This is a genomic window from Pseudomonas morbosilactucae (assembly GCF_023241715.1).
In the GTDB taxonomy this organism is placed as follows: domain Bacteria; phylum Pseudomonadota; class Gammaproteobacteria; order Pseudomonadales; family Pseudomonadaceae; genus Aquipseudomonas; species Aquipseudomonas morbosilactucae.
Genome location: NZ_JALQCW010000063.1, coordinates 21,740 through 37,083, shown reverse-complemented (window position 1 = coordinate 37,083; position 15,344 = coordinate 21,740). Strand labels below are relative to the sequence as shown.

Genomic DNA, 15,344 nt, shown 5'->3' with positions numbered 1-15,344 from the left:
AGTCGCCCTGGATCTTGTCGACGCGATACGCCGGGATGATTTTGAGCGATTCAAACGGTTTGATCTCTGCCTGGACGTAAGCACCGTAGGTGTCGAAATCAAATTGCTGGTCACGGGTTTGAGCCTGGCGTGCGCGGTCCTTGGTTCGGTAACGTTCGCTTTGGTTTTGTTGGCGCTGGATGTCTGCGCCACCTTCCAGGGCGAAGTCGTACAGCCAGCTCACTTCGGGGCGCCAAGTCAGGGAGGTGAGGGCGCCATATTGGGTTTCGTAAGCGTCACGCTCCTGTTGAGAACTGGTGCGCCAGTATTGCGTCCAGCGCCGGTCATCAAAGGTGTTGAGATAGGTTTTTGCAGACCAGGCGAGTGTCTCGGACACCTCGGTATCGAAGTGCACGCTGACCTGGTTCATCCTCCGAGTGCCTTTGTCGGTGGCGTTATAGCTGTTGGTCATGGATGGGTGGTGGCGAGCATCCTCTTCACTGAGATAACCAGGCTCCTGCGCCTCGGTTTCATAGTGACGCGCGATCAGGCCGATGCGATAGCTGTTGTCGTCCGGGGTATAGAACCATTTTCCTGACATCGAAAATTTGTCAGCCTCGGAGTGATCGCGGTAACCGTCGGATTTTTGGTAGGCGAAGAAGTAGTTCTGCGTCCAATTGCTGCTTTCGATGCCTGCGGCGAGCTGAGTTTCGCGCGTGTTGTAGCTGCCATAGCGAATTCGCGCCTTGCGGTAGTCACCGCCTGTGCGTGTGAGCATATTGACATTGCCAGCGATATTGTTGAGGCCATAGCGGGCATCGCTGGTACCGCGCACCACTTCGATGCTGTCCAGCTCCATCGGAAAAATCATGTCCATAAACGGCATATTGCCGTCATTGCTATTACTAGGGATGCCATCGATCAACAACTTGACCGCGTTAACTTCGCCTTCGCCATTAAAACCGCGAAAGGAAATTTTGCCGGAGGTGGTGCCTTGGTTGAACTCGGTAAGCATCACCCCGGGAGCCCGACTGAACAGTTCCCAGCTGTAGTTGACCGGCATTTTTTCCAGTATGTCAGCGCCAAGAACATCCACTGAGCTGAGCACACTGCTGGTGCTCAGCGGACCACTGCCCGCGGTGTTGCCCTGCACTGTCACGGTGCCCAAGGTCAGTATCGAGTCTTCTGATTTTTTGGCTTCTGCCAATGCTAAGGACAATGGATTGAGAGCAAAAAGACTTACCGACAATAGGGGCCATATAGAGCGCGATATAAATTTACGCTTTGCGCGAGGCAACGTTAGTGGAGAAGGCATGACGTACATTTCCTGAAATCAAAACACTTTAAGGACGTTTAACTAGTCACCCCAGTTACGTGAGATTTTCGTCGGCCCCCGTACAAGGCGACTCGCTTATTAGAATGATTTTAGGTATTAAGAATTATTATATTCAAGACTAATATCATTTTTATGTTTAGGTGTTGGCGGAACTAGCAGAACTTATTCATGACACCATTTCCCGGGTAGCATAATGAGCTGGCAGCTAGGCACCAAGTGCGACAGTTTGACGCAGCCTGTAGATAGAGGCGGGCGACTATTTTCAAATAAAAGCTGCAAGTGTGAGGGCGGTAGGCTGCGCTTATCCGGGCGAGCGGATGTGCGTGTCAAACTGTCGCAGTTTCGGCGTTGGAACTCAGGGCTATAGAGTCTGGTCGTCTGCCTCTGGACGCCCCACTGACCGAAAAGACGCCCCTTATGACAAGCCCGTTAGGTTTCATTCGCCTTCACCCTCTGCGACATGCCGTCTGCCTTGCCGCAGGTTTCTGCTTGCATAACGGCGCCTACGCGCAACCTGATGCAGTATCTGATCCTTCGCTTTGGTCGCGCAGCTGGACCTTGGAGCCGATCAACGTTTCCGGTAATGGTGAAAGTTATAGCGCGCCAAGTTCTGCTTCGGCCACGCGGACTGAAACTCCCTTGATCGAAGTCCCGCAATCGGTGCAAGTCGTTACTCGCGCGATGCTCAGGGAGCAGGACAGTCATTCGCTTGCCGACGCACTGGTAAATGTCTCAGGTGTCAGGGCAACCAAACCTCAAGAGGCGCTGTTCACGCAGCCTATCGTGCGCGGTTTTCCGGCGGAGATTTACATGAATGGGCTGCCGGCTTTCGGCGGCACCGCGGCGAGCATTGACCCGACGAGCCTCATCGGTACCGAGCGCATTGAGGTGCTTAAAGGTCCTACTTCAGCGCTTTACGGTGGTGGCATTGGCGCGCCGCTGGGTGGCTTGATCAACGTGATTTCCAAACGGCCCGGGGCCGAGCCTAGCGCGTTTCTGTCGATGCGTACCGGTAGCTTCGGTACGGTAAACCCTTCGCTGGATCTCAACACGCCTATTGGCGACAAAGTCGCCGCACGGATTTCCGCCGATTATCAGGAAAACGACAGCTGGATTGACCACGTCGAGGGCCATCAGTGGTCGGTACAACCCAGCATCGCGTTCCAACTCTCGCCAGAGACTGAACTATTACTGCGTGGCCAGTACGAGGATCGCAGCCAGCTCGAATTTTCCGGACTGCCAGCCGCCCAGGCATTGAGTGGTCAGATTGATCGCAATGCGTTCCCAGGCTCGACCAGAGGGCAGCCTCACACCACCATCGAGAATCGAACCACCACGGCCGAACTCAAGCATGAGCTTAGCGACGACACGCGAATGACTGTCACCGCCCAGTATTACGAAGGCAAAATGCGCGACAACGGCGCCTTCATATTTCCGGAGCTTCTTGGGGCGAATCCTGCGACACCCACGGTGTACCCAATATTCAAGCTTTACCTGCCAACAAACATCCGGGAGAGCACGCTGGATAGCAACCTGGGCTCCAGATTCGAAGCGTTGGGTGGCACCCACGAACTGTTGGTGGGCGCCAGCTATGACCGTACCGACTTCACCTCAGGTGTTTCCAATGCCGAGCTGATCGGCGAGCTTGACCTGGCCAGCCCCCGTTATGGGCTTTCTTACGGCGCGACGCCGGAAACGATTGTGACCCAGACCAACCGCTACGAGACGAAAGCCCTCTATCTTCAGGATCAGGCGACCTATGGCCGCTTCCACCTGTTGGGGTCATTGCGTCTCACCCAGCTCAACCTTAAGCAACAAGAGCAGGGCGTTGATACCTCCTATCACCGTGTGACACCACGGCTGGGCATCACCTATGACCTAACCCAGAGCCTTGCACTCTATGCCGCATATTCCACCGGCTTCAGGGGGGCGTTCAACTTCAACGGTCGGGAGACACCTAAGCCTGAGCTTTCTCGCAACTATGAGGCTGGCGTCAAACTGGCCTTCAAAGATCTTGGCCTAACCGGCACTCTCGCAGCGTTCGAGCAGACACGCCGCAACGTTTCCACCCCTGATCCCGATCCTACAAACGCGATCTTGGGGTATTCAGTACAGAGCGGTGAGCAACGCGCTCGCGGTGTAGAAGCAGACCTGGTCTGGGAGCCGACTCAGGCCCTTTCATTGCTGGCCAACTACGCCTACACCCAGGCTGAAGTGACAGACGACAATTCGATTCCGGTTGGTGACGGATTGCCGCGCGTGCCTCGGCACAGCGGTCGCTTTGCAGCTCGCTATCGGATACTTGATGGTGCCGCCAAGGGGCTGGGATTTGGTGCCGGCGTCACTGCGCTCAGTGCACGCGAGCTAACCCTGCCGAATACCGTCTCTGTGCCGGGGTACGCGCTGCTTGATGCGCAGGCCTCCTACGATTTCGACCGTTATACGCTCTCAGTCTCGGCGGTCAATCTGACGGGTCGCAAGGTCTTCGAGACCTATCAATACCTGGGTTCTCCAGTGGTATTGCCCACCCAGCCGCGTTCAGCTTATTTCACGCTGACTGCCAGCTTTTAAGGAATTCATCATGATCGATAACCAGCGTCGTAACCTGGTCATTGGTGCGCTCCTCGCACCGTTGGCTGCCAGCATCACCCTCAACGCGTCGGCTGCCGAGAAGCCCATGCATGATCACAAGATGCCTGATATGGGCCCCGACATGGCTAATGTGCCTTGGATGGGTGAAGAGCAAATCGCAATGCTGGTTTACCCAGGCATGACGGTGATGGATCTTGTCGGGCCGCACTGCATGTTTGGTTCGCTCATGGGGGCCAAGATTTACATCGTCGCCAAATCGCTGGATCCAGTAACCAGTGATGCAGGGTTGACCGTTATACCGACCGATACTTTCGAAACCTGTCCTCGCGATTTGACTGTGCTGTTTACTCCGGGTGGCACGGATGGCACCTTGGCAGCTGCTTCGGACGCCGAGACACTGGCCTTCATGGCCGATCGCGGCTCACGTGCGAAATACGTGACCAGTGTCTGTTCTGGCTCGCTTATCCTTGGCGCGGCGGGGCTGCTAAAGGGCTTTAAGGCAACTTCGCACTGGTCGTGCCGGGATGCTCTGGCCGGGTTTGGTGCAATTCCAACCGAAGCGCGTGTTGTACGCGACCGTAACAGAATTACGGGTGCTGGGGTGACGGCAGGGCTTGATTTTGGCCTGAGCATGGTTGCTGAGCTGCGCGATCAGACCTATGCCGAGTGTGCTCAACTGATGAGCGAATATGACCCAGATCCTCCGTTCAACGCGGGTTCTATGCAAACTGCTCCAGCGTATGTTAAGACTGCCATGGTCGACCTGGTGGCAGACTTCACGAAAAAAGCGGATGTGCTCGCGGGCCTCACGAAGGGCTGAAGTCGACAGACTCACGGCGCTCCATCGCACGGGTGCGCCGTGGGCGTTCATTTCACAGCGAGTGTTTCGCGACGAATCGGTACTTCAGTAAGCTCCCACACGCAGACCAACTGGAGTTGGATTCCGGACGTAACGGCTCAAACAGTTCGTGCCAGCAATGTGGTGGCGTGCCTGATACCTTTTTCACGAAAAATACTGCCGAGGTTGACCCCTTCGGCGTGGATAAAGGTGATGTCGTGTATGCCAATAAACAACAGGATCTGACGTAGGTAGGGCTCTTGGTGATCCGAACTGTCATCAGCATGAACTCCGCCTCGGGCAGTTAGGACGACGGCGCGCTTGTCGATTAATAGCCTTGAGGGCGTGCGGGGGTGTATTTGAACGTCACGCCAGTCCTGATCACATGGTCTAGCCAAGTTTTAAGCGTGCTGGGGTTAGTGAATTTATACATCGGTGAGGCTATAACTAGCACATCGGCGGCCATGAGTTCGTTGGTCAGTTCGTTGGATCGTTCCAAGCAGACCTGCTCGTTTTCGCTGCGCTGTCCAGCAGGCTTTATCCAGCCATCGATCAAGTTTGCGTCCATGTGGGGTATAGGATTGAGGGTCACTTCACGAATGATAACCTGATCTGTTGGACATGATTTTTATTCTCTATCGGCTTGAGTCGATACGGTCGAGATTAGTCGTTTTCATATCCTATAAAAGCGCAAAACCGCTGTTAATTGTCTAGAAATTCGTTCGGCAGTTGTCCAAGCTGGGCGGATCCAAGAGACGTTCACCTTGCGATTAACGACCTGCTGCCGAAGAGCTCGGCAACAATGCCAGCGCGACACCGCCCAGTACGACCCCTGATGTCATCAATAGGTGCAGCGATATCGGCTCGCTCAGAATCAGTACGCCCGCCAACGAAGCAAGAATCGGAACGCTTAATTGAAGAGTGGCGGCTTGCTGAGAGCTGATGTACTTAACAGTGCTGTACCACAGCGCATAGCCGCAACCTGATGCAAGCACGCCAGATGCAACTGCAAACATCACTCCAGGAAGGCTCATATTGAGGCCACTTCCGAAAACGGTTGCTGGAGACAGTAAAAGTAAAAAGGGGAGAGACCTCGAAAAATTACCGGTGGTTTCCGCCAACGGATTCACAGCTGACTTTCCGAGCAGCGAATAGGCTCCCCAAGCTACTCCTGAAATTGTCATCAGCAATGCGCTACCCAGCGGGGGAGAACTGGCGCTGGGCAACAACAACACAAGTAACCCGCAGGATGCCACTAGCATGCCGATCACCACTTTCTTCTGAAAACGTTCACCTTGCGCCCATGAAAAAATGAACATGGTGACCTGTACCGCACCGAACAAAATCAGGGCCCCCATTCCTGCGCCTAGCTGAACGTAAGCGATAGAGAATAGATAGGCGTACAGGAAGAGTGAAAAACCTCCTTTCCAGCTTCCACGGATAGTGGTTTGAGGGTTGCGAAGTCTGATCAGCAGCAGTAGAAACAAACCGCCGCTGAGTAACCGAATCGCCGTAAAAGACTCGGGATCGATTTGATCCTTCATCAACGCCTGCCGACAAAAGATTGAGTTTGCCGCGAATGCCACCAGGCATAGGATCAATTGGATTATCCAGCGTGGGCGGCTTATGAGGTCTCTATTCATGATCGTAGTTATTGTCATTGCCTAGAGCCTGGAGGATAGAAAAACTTTATCGGTTACAAGCAAAATTACTAAGATGAAGCATTAATTATTGGTATAGATCCATACTCTTCCAGATTCTGGGTTACTCACAACAAAGTTTTTCTACGTCGATAGGATTTGTGGGCAGCGCTTCAGCTACGCGGCGTGTTTCCACGCCGCTATTCATCTGGATGCGGTTTTAGGAATTTTTTTCTCGTGTTGAAGTCAGTTTTTTGAACCGAGCGGAGATGGTCGAGTTTTTGGGGGGGCAGGTAGTGAGATTCGATTGAAAATCTTAAGGCATGCCACATAGCGGGCTTGCCTATTGCAGGCCCGGGAGTCCAGGTTGTGTGGGCTAAAGGGGGAGTGCTGAAATAAGGGTTAGGACTGAGATACTGGTTGGTCAGCCTCCGCGAGCAGCCAGTTTCGAAAGGATTCCACTTTATGCAGTTCACTGCACTCGGGGCGGTAAACGATGTAATAAGCCTGGGTCAGAGGGCAGTCCACGCCTTTGTCGGCGAACGGTCGTATCAGACGACCCGCTGCCAAATCGTCCTTGACCATGACGCTTCGGGCGAGCGCCAAGCCTTGCCCATCTATCGCGGCCTGTAGAACCGAAGCTGAGTTGTTGATCCGCAATCCATGGTCTGAATTGACCTTCGTGAACCCAGAAGCGTCCAGCCACATACGCCATGTGGGGTAGTCGCGGTCGTTGGCCATTGATAGGTCGTGAATTAGCGTACAGCGTTCCAATGCCTTTGGCGTAAGTCTTCCCTTCTTCAGGCGGGCGAAGTCCGGGGCACACACAGGGAACATAACTTCATCCATCAGATGCACAGCTGTAAGCCCTGGCCATTTTCCCGCGCCGTACCTCACACCTACATCGATACGCTCAATCTGGAAGTCCACGGATCGAGCGTTCGTATCCAATAGAACGTCTAGCCCCGGATATTTCTGTTGAAACCGCTCAATTCGTGGCAGTAACCATTTTGATGCGAAGGCTGGACTTACCGTCACCGTGAGCCCCGCATGCACGCTTGAGTCTTTCAGGCGACTCAATCCGATAGACAAGCGATCAAACCCTTCTCGGATATCAGGGAGGGCCGTTCGTGCTACGTCAGTCAGCATCAGGCGAGCAGTCCCGCTGCTTGCACGCATGAATAAGGCAATGCCCAACCATGATTCCAGGTTTCGAACTTGCTGCCCTACGGCGGCGGGCGTGACGTTCAGCTCCGCAGCGGCTGCTGAAAAGCTCTGGTGTCGCGCCGCTGCTTCGAAAGCTCGCAATGCATTCAGGTAGGCGGGAGTCGTCATTGATAGTTTTTCTATCTCATCAGCAAAAATTTATGGGTCGTCAGATAGGGCGCTTTTCTTCAGGATGTATGCCAAGCCAGTAATCGAAGCTGCGTATCGGCGGACTTAACACCATACGCCGGCCATCATCCGAAATCCCACCCCGGAGATTAAAACATGCAAAGTTTTTCTAACAAGGTAGTCATCATTACTGGAGGCAGTTCGGGTATCGGTAAAGAAGTCGCGAAACGTCTTGTCCAAGCGGGCGCTCTCGTCGTGATCGGTGGTCGAGATGCTGACAAGCTTGCTCAAGCCGCATTGGAAATCGATGCGTCAGGCAAAATGGTACGCGCTTACGCAGGGGACATCGCACAGCCAGCCACAGCACAAGCCCTGGTTGATGCCGCAGTCAACAACTTTGGTGGGGTAGATATCCTCATCAACAACGCAGGCATCTTCAATCCCAAACCATTTCTTGAGGTGAGTCCGGAGGAGTATGACTCCTTCCTAGATATCATTTTGAAAGGCAAATTCTTCATGGCTCAGGCTTCGGCTAAAGCCATGCAGAAACGTGGAGGAGGGGTAATCGTGCAAACAGGCTCCCTTTGGGCAATCCAAGCCGTCGGTGCCACCCCGTCCGCAGCTTACTCCGCAGCAAACGCCGGCGTGCATGCGCTGACACGCAATCTTGCACTAGAACTCGCTGGTTCCAACATACGCATTAACACCGTTGCACCTGCGGTGGTCGAGACGCCGGTTTACGGAACGTTTATGGATGCAGCTCAGGTTGCAGAGGTACTGCCGACCTTTAACGCTTTTCATCCGCTCGGGCGTAATGGTCAGCCAGCAGATGTTGCCCAGGCTATTTTGTTCCTTGCTTCAGATGAGGCGTCTTGGATTACCGGGACTGTATTGCCTGTCGATGGTGGCGTAACTGCAGGACGTCAATAATTGGAATGAAGAAATGGATCAACTGGAATGAGCATATCCTCGAGCTACATGGAGCGGCTCGTCGACTCTTAAAGCTGTAAACAGCAGCTTGGCCCGAATCGTAGCTTCACGTGGCCAAGCATAGCTGTACCCCTTACTTTGTTTCAGCAATGCTCTTCATCGCTTGCCAGCCATGGGTAATACCTCCACCGGCACGAAGAGCCGTCGCCACCATGATCGCTTCAGCCACATCTTGCTTCGACGCACCCGCGTTGACAGCTCGCTTGGCATGGTCGGCAATGCAGTAGGAACACTGTGTAGTGACCGCTACTCCCACGGCGATCAGTTCCCGCGTGGCTAGGTTAAGGCTACCGACATCTTTATCGAATACAGCTTTATCAAAATTGAAAAAAGCCGCGACCATCTCGGGGGCGGCGTCTTGCAGGTCGCGCATGTAGTTTGCGTCAGCTTGATGGTTGTGCATTTCGGGGGACCTTTGAGTTCGCTGTTAAGGAATGGAGGCAAATTCGAAGCTTTTCACTGCTCATCTGATGTGGGCTTCATTCGGTGGCCAGACTCGAACACATTGAGCCCTCGCTGCGTCAGTGCCCTACCGGCCGGTGTTTGCGGCTCATAGGCAGCGAGATAGGACAAACGCTCCGCCGTACGTTGATTGAGCCAATCAGCTGACAGCCGTTTTTTTTGCATTGTTTGCAGATCTAACTTAAGTGCACCGATCATCCGTCGCTGCAACCATAGGTGTTTGGGCGGGCCTAACAGATCAAATCCCACATATAGCAAGCCGAGTCCTGCAGCGATTCCCAGTCCCGTGGACAGGCACTGATCGATTGCGAATGTCATGTAGTTACTCGGCTGGACGAGCACCGCCAAAGTGAGGCACAAACCGAGACCGTAGGGTGCGAGTGTCGGCGACGTCATACTTATCAGTCCCAGAAAAAGAGGGGCAGAAAGCATAGGATCAACATTTCGAAATCGGCCGAACCCTGCGCGAGCAAGCTGAGCACAAACAAGATGGCGACGGGGATGGCGATCAACGCGCCACCCAGTAACTTTGCAGTAGCCACGCGTGGAGCCGGGTGTGATGAGAATATTTGGGAGAGTAGAACAGGTAGCACGATCATCATGATGAGTGCGGCGTGTTCGCCCGACATGATCCATATTCCGATAGTGCTCAGGAAAACAAGTGAGCTTCGTAGCGCCGATCTCAGTCCGACGAGCCAGTCACGATGTCGATTGAACCGTGGAAAGCGTTGCGTCCGGTGCGATCCTCTCGCGATTGAATCGCAGGCCCCACGCATCGCTGAAAGTGCCTCGGATACGTTATCCAGGCTCTCTGTCTCCAGCGAGCTACAGCCATGAGCGTGTTGATCGACGAAACGGGCCAGCATGCCCGGTAACTGCTTTGGGTTATCACTCAATATGCGCTCGATGGTTTGCCCCCAGGCAACGATGGTGAAGGCGTTGCTGGCGGTGAGTAGGGCTGCATCGACATTGCTTGCCAGTTCATAGCGTCCTGCATTGGCGTCATCATTTATGGACGTGGCCAAGGCGATGATGCCTATGCGCTGCTGATGGACGGCTGCCGGATTTGATTGAGACTGAAGAATCGCCGATACGTGGGTGAGGCTCAAATCCCATAGGCGATTCATACCCGTCTCCAGCACCTTCTGCACCTTGAAGGGATAAAGCAGGACGCTGGCCAAGATGGCGCTACCTGCTCCGACCAGAACCTCACTCAACCGAGCGCGTACCACCATAAAGATCGATCCGCTGCTGGTGTTTGCAGGATCGGCCATGGCAAAAAGTACAATCAGGATCGCTGTAACGCCCACCAATGCCGTTGCGAATACAAAATTCACATGCCGGATGGTGGAGGCAATCGCAGATGTGACGGCAACGCAAAGCGCAAGTGCACCGATGGCTAACACTGGGTAAGGCGTCAGATTGTCCATGATCAGAATGGCTATTGCAGCGCCAACCGTTGAACCCAGAACAAGGCACGCAGCTTTTTCGATGACCAATCCTGCTTCGGGGCGAGCTTGCAGCATCATCGACGCCACCATTGCCCAGAATGGTTTGTCCAGATCCAGGCTCATTGAAATCGCTAGAGCGAGCGCAACGGCAGACAGCCCCTTGCAAGCGAACACTATGCTGCGCAGATCAGGAGTCAGGTAGTGCAGCAGGGCGGCTCTCATGGGTGGCCCATCTCAGCGGCCCGCTCGTGAATCCTCACTGATGCGTTCATCCCAGCAATCAAGCGCGTACTAGCCGTGTTTGCATCCAGTTTTATGTCGACCGGTATGCGTTGCGCCAGCCGCACCCAGTTGAACGCCTGTTGCACTTGAGGCAGCAGCATTGGATCTGCCAGTGTATTGGTGTTGGCGACACCTTTGGCGATGCTCAGGACATGGCCGGTGATCGGCGGGCCTCCGGTCATGAATGAGACATCTGCCAAGTCTCCCTCGCGGATGTCGAGGAGCTTGGTTTCCTCGAGGTAAGCGGTAACGTAGAACGAGTCGTCTTTGATGAGTGAGAGGGCGGGAGTGCCCTGGGCCACGTAGTTTCCTTCCTGCAGTCTGACGTTGGTGATAGTTCCATCAGCGGGCGCTGTTACGGATGTGCGGGACAAGTTGATCTTGGCGGTTTCCCACTGCGCCTTGTTGACCTCATATTGGGATTTGGCCAGCAAGACTTGGGAATGGGCGTTATCCAGATCCTCAGCGCTGATGGCGTTGATGCTGGCCAGTGGAACACTGCGGCGCTCCAGGAGTGCTGCAAGCTCCCACGCATGCTTTGCGTGTTCCATCCGTGCTTTGGACTCGTTCAAGAGCGAGCGATAACGTGCGGGATCAATCTCAAAAAGCAAGTCGCCTTTTTTACCGTCTGGTTGTCCCGCACTTCAAGCTTGCTTACCCAGCCCGCCACATCGGGTGCCACGACCACGACATCGGCCCGGACTCGCCCATCCCGCGTCCAGGGTGAGAGTCGGTAATGGTTCCATGTCCACGACCCTGCCAGCACGGCGCAGCTGGCGATCAGTAACGTCACGCAGATCCGGATTGTCGAATTCATTTCCATCCACCATCGAGAAAGGCGACGGCAGTGGCTATGTAGCAGACGAATAGCGAGAGCCCCAGCCATGAGCGCTTCCAAATCCATCGCCGTATTACCCATTCTGGAATCAGCAGGTGCGTGATCATGGTCAGAGATGCCGCAGCGCCAACACAGATCACCATTGGGCTTATCAATAGGCCTGCGACTGAAAATTCACGCAACATCGTCTACCTCACAATTCGGCTGTATCGCAATGCGGTAACTGTGCCGAAAATTTTAATTGTATCGCAATATGGTACAGTGACCGAAATATTGGAGGTGTCGATGGACGAGCGGGTTCAAGCAGGGGGTAACGATGAGCGTGGCGGGGGCATCCAGGTGATTGCTCGCGCGGCAAAAATTCTGAATGTATTGGGAAGAAGCGTTGGCGGTATGAGTTTGGGCGAAATAGCCCAAGCTGTAGATTTGCCTCGCTCAACGGTGCAACGCATCGTAGGAGCGCTCGAAGAGCAGGGAATGATTAGGATTCAAGGCGCTGGCGGAATCAGTCTTGGCGCGGGTTTGTTGAGGCTTGTCGCGAATGCACATGTCGACCGTATGACTGTCGTTCGCCCTTGGCTGCATAAGCTGAGCGAGAGGGTTCAAGAGACGGTTGTCTTTTCGAGACCTGCCGGCATCCAACTGATCGTTGAGGATCGTGTGGTTGCTGATCGCGAGTTGCAGGTCATACCACGTCTTGGCCAACTGGATGCGCCGCTCTATGGAACGTCTGCTGGACGGGCTCTTCTGGCTTTAGACCAAGATGAGGATGTGAAGGCATTGTTTGCAACTGAAAGCGCTACCAAGCAGAAGACGACGGTATCCCAGACTCTGTTGAATCAGCTGGACGATATTCGCAAAGCCGGGGTTTCAAGCGATCATGGTGAACTCATCGAGGGCATCACTACAACGGCTGTCGCTCTGGATACGGTGTTAGGCCGTTTCGCGATCTCAATGCCCATTCCTACATTGCGTTTCGAAAAGAATCGCGATGAGTACATTGAGGAGCTATTGATTTGCAAGGCCGGATTGCTCAAAGAAATCGGTATAGACGGCTAACGCTCAAGCCAGGAGTTCTGAGAGTTAGCTTTGTTGATTCTGACGCGATGGAAGCTTGGTACGTTGCCTAGCAGTAGCGAGCAGCGCTTGCAGCGGATGTAAAACGGTCACTCCGTCCTGTCGTTTCACCTGGCTACGGGAAGAATATCCGTCGGCCAATAACCGGCCAGAAGTATTGAATTTTGTCACGAGCAGGTTGATCCGGGTAGTGGACGCCCTTGTCAGGAGAGCTAGCGGGGAGCCTTGAGGCGTTCGAGAGCTTGCAGCAGAGCTTTCCGAGAGCCGAAGTACCGTTAATCGAATTCTGGTGTCTTTAGTTGAAGTCGGCCTGGCGAGTGAGGTCGGTGTCGGTAAGTACAGCTTTGGGCCGAGAGTCGACGTCCTGATGAAAAACCCTCAGTGATTCGAGTGTGCTCCTCGGACGCAGTGGAGAATCGCTTAGTCAGCTTGCTGATGCCTCAATGTGCACAGCACTTGTTTCTGTCTACTGCCCGCGTAGTAGGGGCTATTTCATCACCGCCTATAGCGAAGCAAATGCGACTCTAACGTTCAGGCCTGAGCTTGGCGTGATCTATCCACTCACATTCGGAGATATCGGACGCAAGTTTTCAGAGTTTCTATGCACGAGCGTTTCTCGCTCATACGGACGCCACAATCATTTCTCGTAAGTTACTCAAAGAAGAGCTAAAGGTTATTAAAGGCAGAGGTTGGGCAACAGGTGAAGGCGAGCGTGTACTAGGTGCTTTTGGTTTGGCAGTCCATTTCTTTGTTGACGGTAAAATTCGGGGGTCGATCGTCGGCGACGATTCCTCAGTATCGTAAAGATGAGCGTGATCTGCCGATGCTGACCAACTTGATGCGTGAAACAACTAAAAAATTGAGCGCTTATTCTCGCTAGGTGTGAAGTTTAATGATGATCTGCAATTAAACTTTGTATTTCTCGTTTTGGGCTTGGATTAAAAATAGAATCGAATATAGGAGATGGTGGAGCGTTTTGCTCGATTGCTCGCTTTAAAAAATACAACGATATGCGGTGATCTCAGTTCTCTAAAGTTGTTGTGCGCAAAACTATTGAGCGTAGATCAAAAGTAGAAGCTCTTTTTTTAGACTGGTCGGTTCGTGCAAAAAAAAGCGCTACTCTACTCTTGGTCTATTGATGTGTTGGTTTTGGAGTTTTAAATGTCAAGTTCAGAAAGCCACTGTTGAACGGTGCGTGGGTGAATTCCTAAAAGAGTTTGCGCACTATTACGCTGCTCGATTTCCGAGTTTGCAGAGAGTGCTTTTGCTTTATATCCTTCAACAACCTCGGCAGCGGCTATTTCGCCAAACAGAGGAGCGATTCTTTTGCCAAACTCGTCCGGAGTTAGACTGTTAAATACAACCGGATGGCCAAAGTGCTGGGCAAAAGCTTCAGCTAGCTCATTGCCCGTGATAGCTGGTAATTGCCCAACTCCGACTATGCCCGTTACAGAGTGGCTGGTAAGAAGCGACATCGCTACATCAGCGATATCGAGATGCGAACACCAGGAAACAGGAAAGTCCTCGCTTAGAGGATAAGGAAGTTTATGCTCGGTTTTAACAACTCCAATTACCACGGGCAACAGTAAATTCTCAAGGTATAACTGTGGCGCAATAATTGCCATTGAAACCCCCGTCCTCTCCAATTCTCGAACCAGAGTCGGCAGCGCGCTTTCATCACCTGAAACCCCCAGCTTCCAACCACTGGTCGAAACGACTATTCGAGATGGCTTAGCGATGCTGATCGCTTGAGCAATATTGTGTGCGAATTGTTTACGCACTGTCTCAGGTCCGAGTGGCAGGTGAACAAAAATACCTTCAGCACCTTGGTACGCTGCTACAAGCGAATCTACTGAGGATAAATCGATTGCGACTGACGGCGTTCCGTTTAGAGATGCAGGATCCCTAACTGCCGCAAACGCATTCTTCCCTTCCTTCAATAATTTCATGAACAGTGGTGAGCCTTGTGCTCCGGTTGCGCCATGAACAATGTATTTCATATATAGCCTTCAGTATTGGTTTCGAAAACAGAGTGATGACGATGCTATGATCAGATCAGTTACGTCAAATGCACTATTGGAAAAAATTGAAAGTGGAGTGAAAATTTATGAATACCAGAGAAACGCCCTGTTGTGGTGTGGCAGTTTTTCTAACGCTGATGGGCGGCCCCTGGGCAACACTGATCGTCCGTGAATTGCTACCTGGCCCCCTGCGGTTCACTGAGTTGCGCAGAGCATTACAAGGGATTAGCGCGCACACCCTTACCCATCGATTAAAGCAATTTGAGGCAAACGGGTTGGTTACACGCACTGCTTATGCGGAAACGCCGCCGCGTGTGGTGTACGAGCTCACACCTTTGGGCAATGAGTTACGAAGTGTTTTGGAAGCAATGGCTGCCTGGGGGGATTCCGTGCCCGAAAAATCAATTGAATTTAATGAGACTTTTGGATAGACGCAGAGGCATGCGGGTGCGGATTGCTGGCTGACAAAGTAAACGTAGCCCGTCAGATAGATATCCATCGGC

The 15,344-nt window shown here is 53.2% G+C and carries 12 protein-coding genes and 3 pseudogenes; 6 read left to right on the top strand and 9 right to left on the bottom strand.

The genetic code is table 11. The features are described from left to right. Nucleotides 1–1,294, bottom strand: a 1,294-nt coding sequence (locus M1B34_RS22345) for a TonB-dependent receptor (RefSeq protein WP_268266261.1), incomplete at its 3' end; no start/stop codon positions are given. A gap of 438 nt (nucleotides 1,295–1,732) precedes the next feature. Between M1B34_RS22345 and M1B34_RS22340 the strand changes: the two genes are divergently transcribed. Both M1B34_RS22340 and M1B34_RS22335 read left to right on the top strand, forming a co-directional pair. After that, entirely contained in the window at nucleotides 1,733–3,886 is a 2,154-nt protein-coding gene (locus M1B34_RS22340; RefSeq protein ID WP_268266260.1) for a TonB-dependent siderophore receptor, read from the top strand. A 10-nt stretch (nucleotides 3,887–3,896) separates the two neighbouring features. Beyond that, nucleotides 3,897–4,727 carry a DJ-1/PfpI family protein gene (locus M1B34_RS22335; protein WP_268266259.1) on the top strand — a complete coding sequence of 277 codons (831 nt, stop codon included), beginning with the start codon at nucleotides 3,897–3,899 and terminating at the stop codon, nucleotides 4,725–4,727. A gap of 137 nt (nucleotides 4,728–4,864) precedes the next feature. On the opposite strand, the pseudogene M1B34_RS22330 reads toward M1B34_RS22335, so the two are convergent. The 3 genes and pseudogenes from M1B34_RS22330 to gcvA form a co-directional block, all read right to left on the bottom strand. Next, nucleotides 4,865–5,364: pseudogene (locus M1B34_RS22330) on the bottom strand (FMN-dependent NADH-azoreductase); the annotation flags it as partial. A 151-nt stretch (nucleotides 5,365–5,515) separates the two neighbouring features. Then, nucleotides 5,516–6,388: a DMT family transporter gene (locus M1B34_RS22325; protein ID WP_268266264.1), complete on the bottom strand. Its 873-nt coding sequence runs from the start codon at nucleotides 6,386–6,388 to the stop codon at nucleotides 5,516–5,518. A gap of 399 nt (nucleotides 6,389–6,787) precedes the next feature. Beyond that, a complete protein-coding gene (gene gcvA / locus M1B34_RS22320) occupies nucleotides 6,788–7,720 on the bottom strand; it encodes a transcriptional regulator GcvA (RefSeq protein ID WP_268266258.1) in 933 nt (310 codons plus the stop codon). 156 nt (nucleotides 7,721–7,876) lie between these two features. Here gcvA and M1B34_RS22315 point away from each other — a divergent pair, with 156 nt between their 5' ends. Next, the gene (locus tag M1B34_RS22315; protein WP_268266257.1) at nucleotides 7,877–8,650 is read left to right on the top strand and encodes an SDR family NAD(P)-dependent oxidoreductase; all 774 of its coding nucleotides are present in this window, start codon (nucleotides 7,877–7,879) and stop codon (nucleotides 8,648–8,650) included. A 133-nt stretch (nucleotides 8,651–8,783) separates the two neighbouring features. On the opposite strand, the gene M1B34_RS22310 is transcribed toward M1B34_RS22315, so the two are convergent. The 4 genes and pseudogenes from M1B34_RS22310 to M1B34_RS34135 all read right to left on the bottom strand — a co-directional run bounded on the left by M1B34_RS22310 (nucleotide 8,784) and on the right by M1B34_RS34135 (nucleotide 11,886). Continuing rightward, nucleotides 8,784–9,113 carry a carboxymuconolactone decarboxylase family protein gene (locus M1B34_RS22310; RefSeq protein ID WP_268266256.1) on the bottom strand — a complete coding sequence of 110 codons (330 nt, stop codon included), beginning with the start codon at nucleotides 9,111–9,113 and terminating at the stop codon, nucleotides 8,784–8,786. A gap of 53 nt (nucleotides 9,114–9,166) precedes the next feature. Continuing rightward, nucleotides 9,167–10,845: pseudogene (locus tag M1B34_RS22305) on the bottom strand (FUSC family protein). Beyond that, a complete protein-coding gene (locus M1B34_RS22300; RefSeq protein WP_268266263.1) occupies nucleotides 10,842–11,477 on the bottom strand; it encodes an HlyD family secretion protein in 636 nt (211 codons plus the stop codon). The pseudogene M1B34_RS22305 and the gene M1B34_RS22300 overlap by 4 nt, the downstream one beginning before the upstream one ends. Before the next feature lie 241 nt (nucleotides 11,478–11,718). Then, nucleotides 11,719–11,886: a DUF1656 domain-containing protein gene (locus tag M1B34_RS34135; RefSeq protein ID WP_425273532.1), complete on the bottom strand. Its 168-nt coding sequence runs from the start codon at nucleotides 11,884–11,886 to the stop codon at nucleotides 11,719–11,721. Here M1B34_RS34135 and M1B34_RS22295 point away from each other — a divergent pair. Both M1B34_RS22295 and M1B34_RS34130 read left to right on the top strand, forming a co-directional pair. Continuing rightward, nucleotides 11,849–12,802: an IclR family transcriptional regulator gene (locus tag M1B34_RS22295; protein WP_268266255.1), complete on the top strand. Its 954-nt coding sequence runs from the start codon at nucleotides 11,849–11,851 to the stop codon at nucleotides 12,800–12,802. The two genes, M1B34_RS34135 and M1B34_RS22295, sit on opposite strands and share 38 nt — an antisense overlap. A gap of 259 nt (nucleotides 12,803–13,061) precedes the next feature. Then, a pseudogene (locus M1B34_RS34130) lies at nucleotides 13,062–13,205 on the top strand (hypothetical protein); the annotation flags it as partial. Between the two features lie 772 nt (nucleotides 13,206–13,977). Here M1B34_RS34130 and M1B34_RS22290 read toward each other — a convergent pair. Beyond that, nucleotides 13,978–14,820 (bottom strand): NmrA family NAD(P)-binding protein, encoded by an 843-nt coding sequence (locus tag M1B34_RS22290; RefSeq protein ID WP_268266254.1) that lies wholly within the window; start codon nucleotides 14,818–14,820, stop codon nucleotides 13,978–13,980. A gap of 107 nt (nucleotides 14,821–14,927) precedes the next feature. Here M1B34_RS22290 and M1B34_RS22285 point away from each other — a divergent pair, with 107 nt between their 5' ends. Beyond that, nucleotides 14,928–15,272 (top strand): winged helix-turn-helix transcriptional regulator, encoded by a 345-nt coding sequence (locus M1B34_RS22285; RefSeq protein ID WP_268266253.1) that lies wholly within the window; start codon nucleotides 14,928–14,930, stop codon nucleotides 15,270–15,272. Nucleotides 15,273–15,344: the final 72 nt, after the last annotated feature.

Bases quoted from the DNA above. Each gene is read 5' to 3' on its own strand.
- M1B34_RS22340 (WP_268266260.1), top strand. From the start codon at position 1,733: ATGACAAGCCCGTTAGGTTTCATTCGCCTTCACCCTCTGCGACATGCC.
- M1B34_RS22335 (WP_268266259.1), top strand. From the start codon at position 3,897: ATGATCGATAACCAGCGTCGTAACCTGGTCATTGGTGCGCTCCTCGCA.
- M1B34_RS22325 (WP_268266264.1), bottom strand. From the start codon at position 6,388: ATGAATAGAGACCTCATAAGCCGCCCACGCTGGATAATCCAATTGATC.
- gcvA (WP_268266258.1), bottom strand. From the start codon at position 7,720: ATGACGACTCCCGCCTACCTGAATGCATTGCGAGCTTTCGAAGCAGCG.
- M1B34_RS22315 (WP_268266257.1), top strand. From the start codon at position 7,877: ATGCAAAGTTTTTCTAACAAGGTAGTCATCATTACTGGAGGCAGTTCG.
- M1B34_RS22310 (WP_268266256.1), bottom strand. From the start codon at position 9,113: ATGCACAACCATCAAGCTGACGCAAACTACATGCGCGACCTGCAAGAC.
- M1B34_RS22295 (WP_268266255.1), top strand. From the start codon at position 11,849: ATGGTCAGAGATGCCGCAGCGCCAACACAGATCACCATTGGGCTTATC.
- M1B34_RS34135 (WP_425273532.1), bottom strand. From the start codon at position 11,886: ATGGTGATCTGTGTTGGCGCTGCGGCATCTCTGACCATGATCACGCAC.
- M1B34_RS22290 (WP_268266254.1), bottom strand. From the start codon at position 14,820: ATGAAATACATTGTTCATGGCGCAACCGGAGCACAAGGCTCACCACTG.
- M1B34_RS22285 (WP_268266253.1), top strand. From the start codon at position 14,928: ATGAATACCAGAGAAACGCCCTGTTGTGGTGTGGCAGTTTTTCTAACG.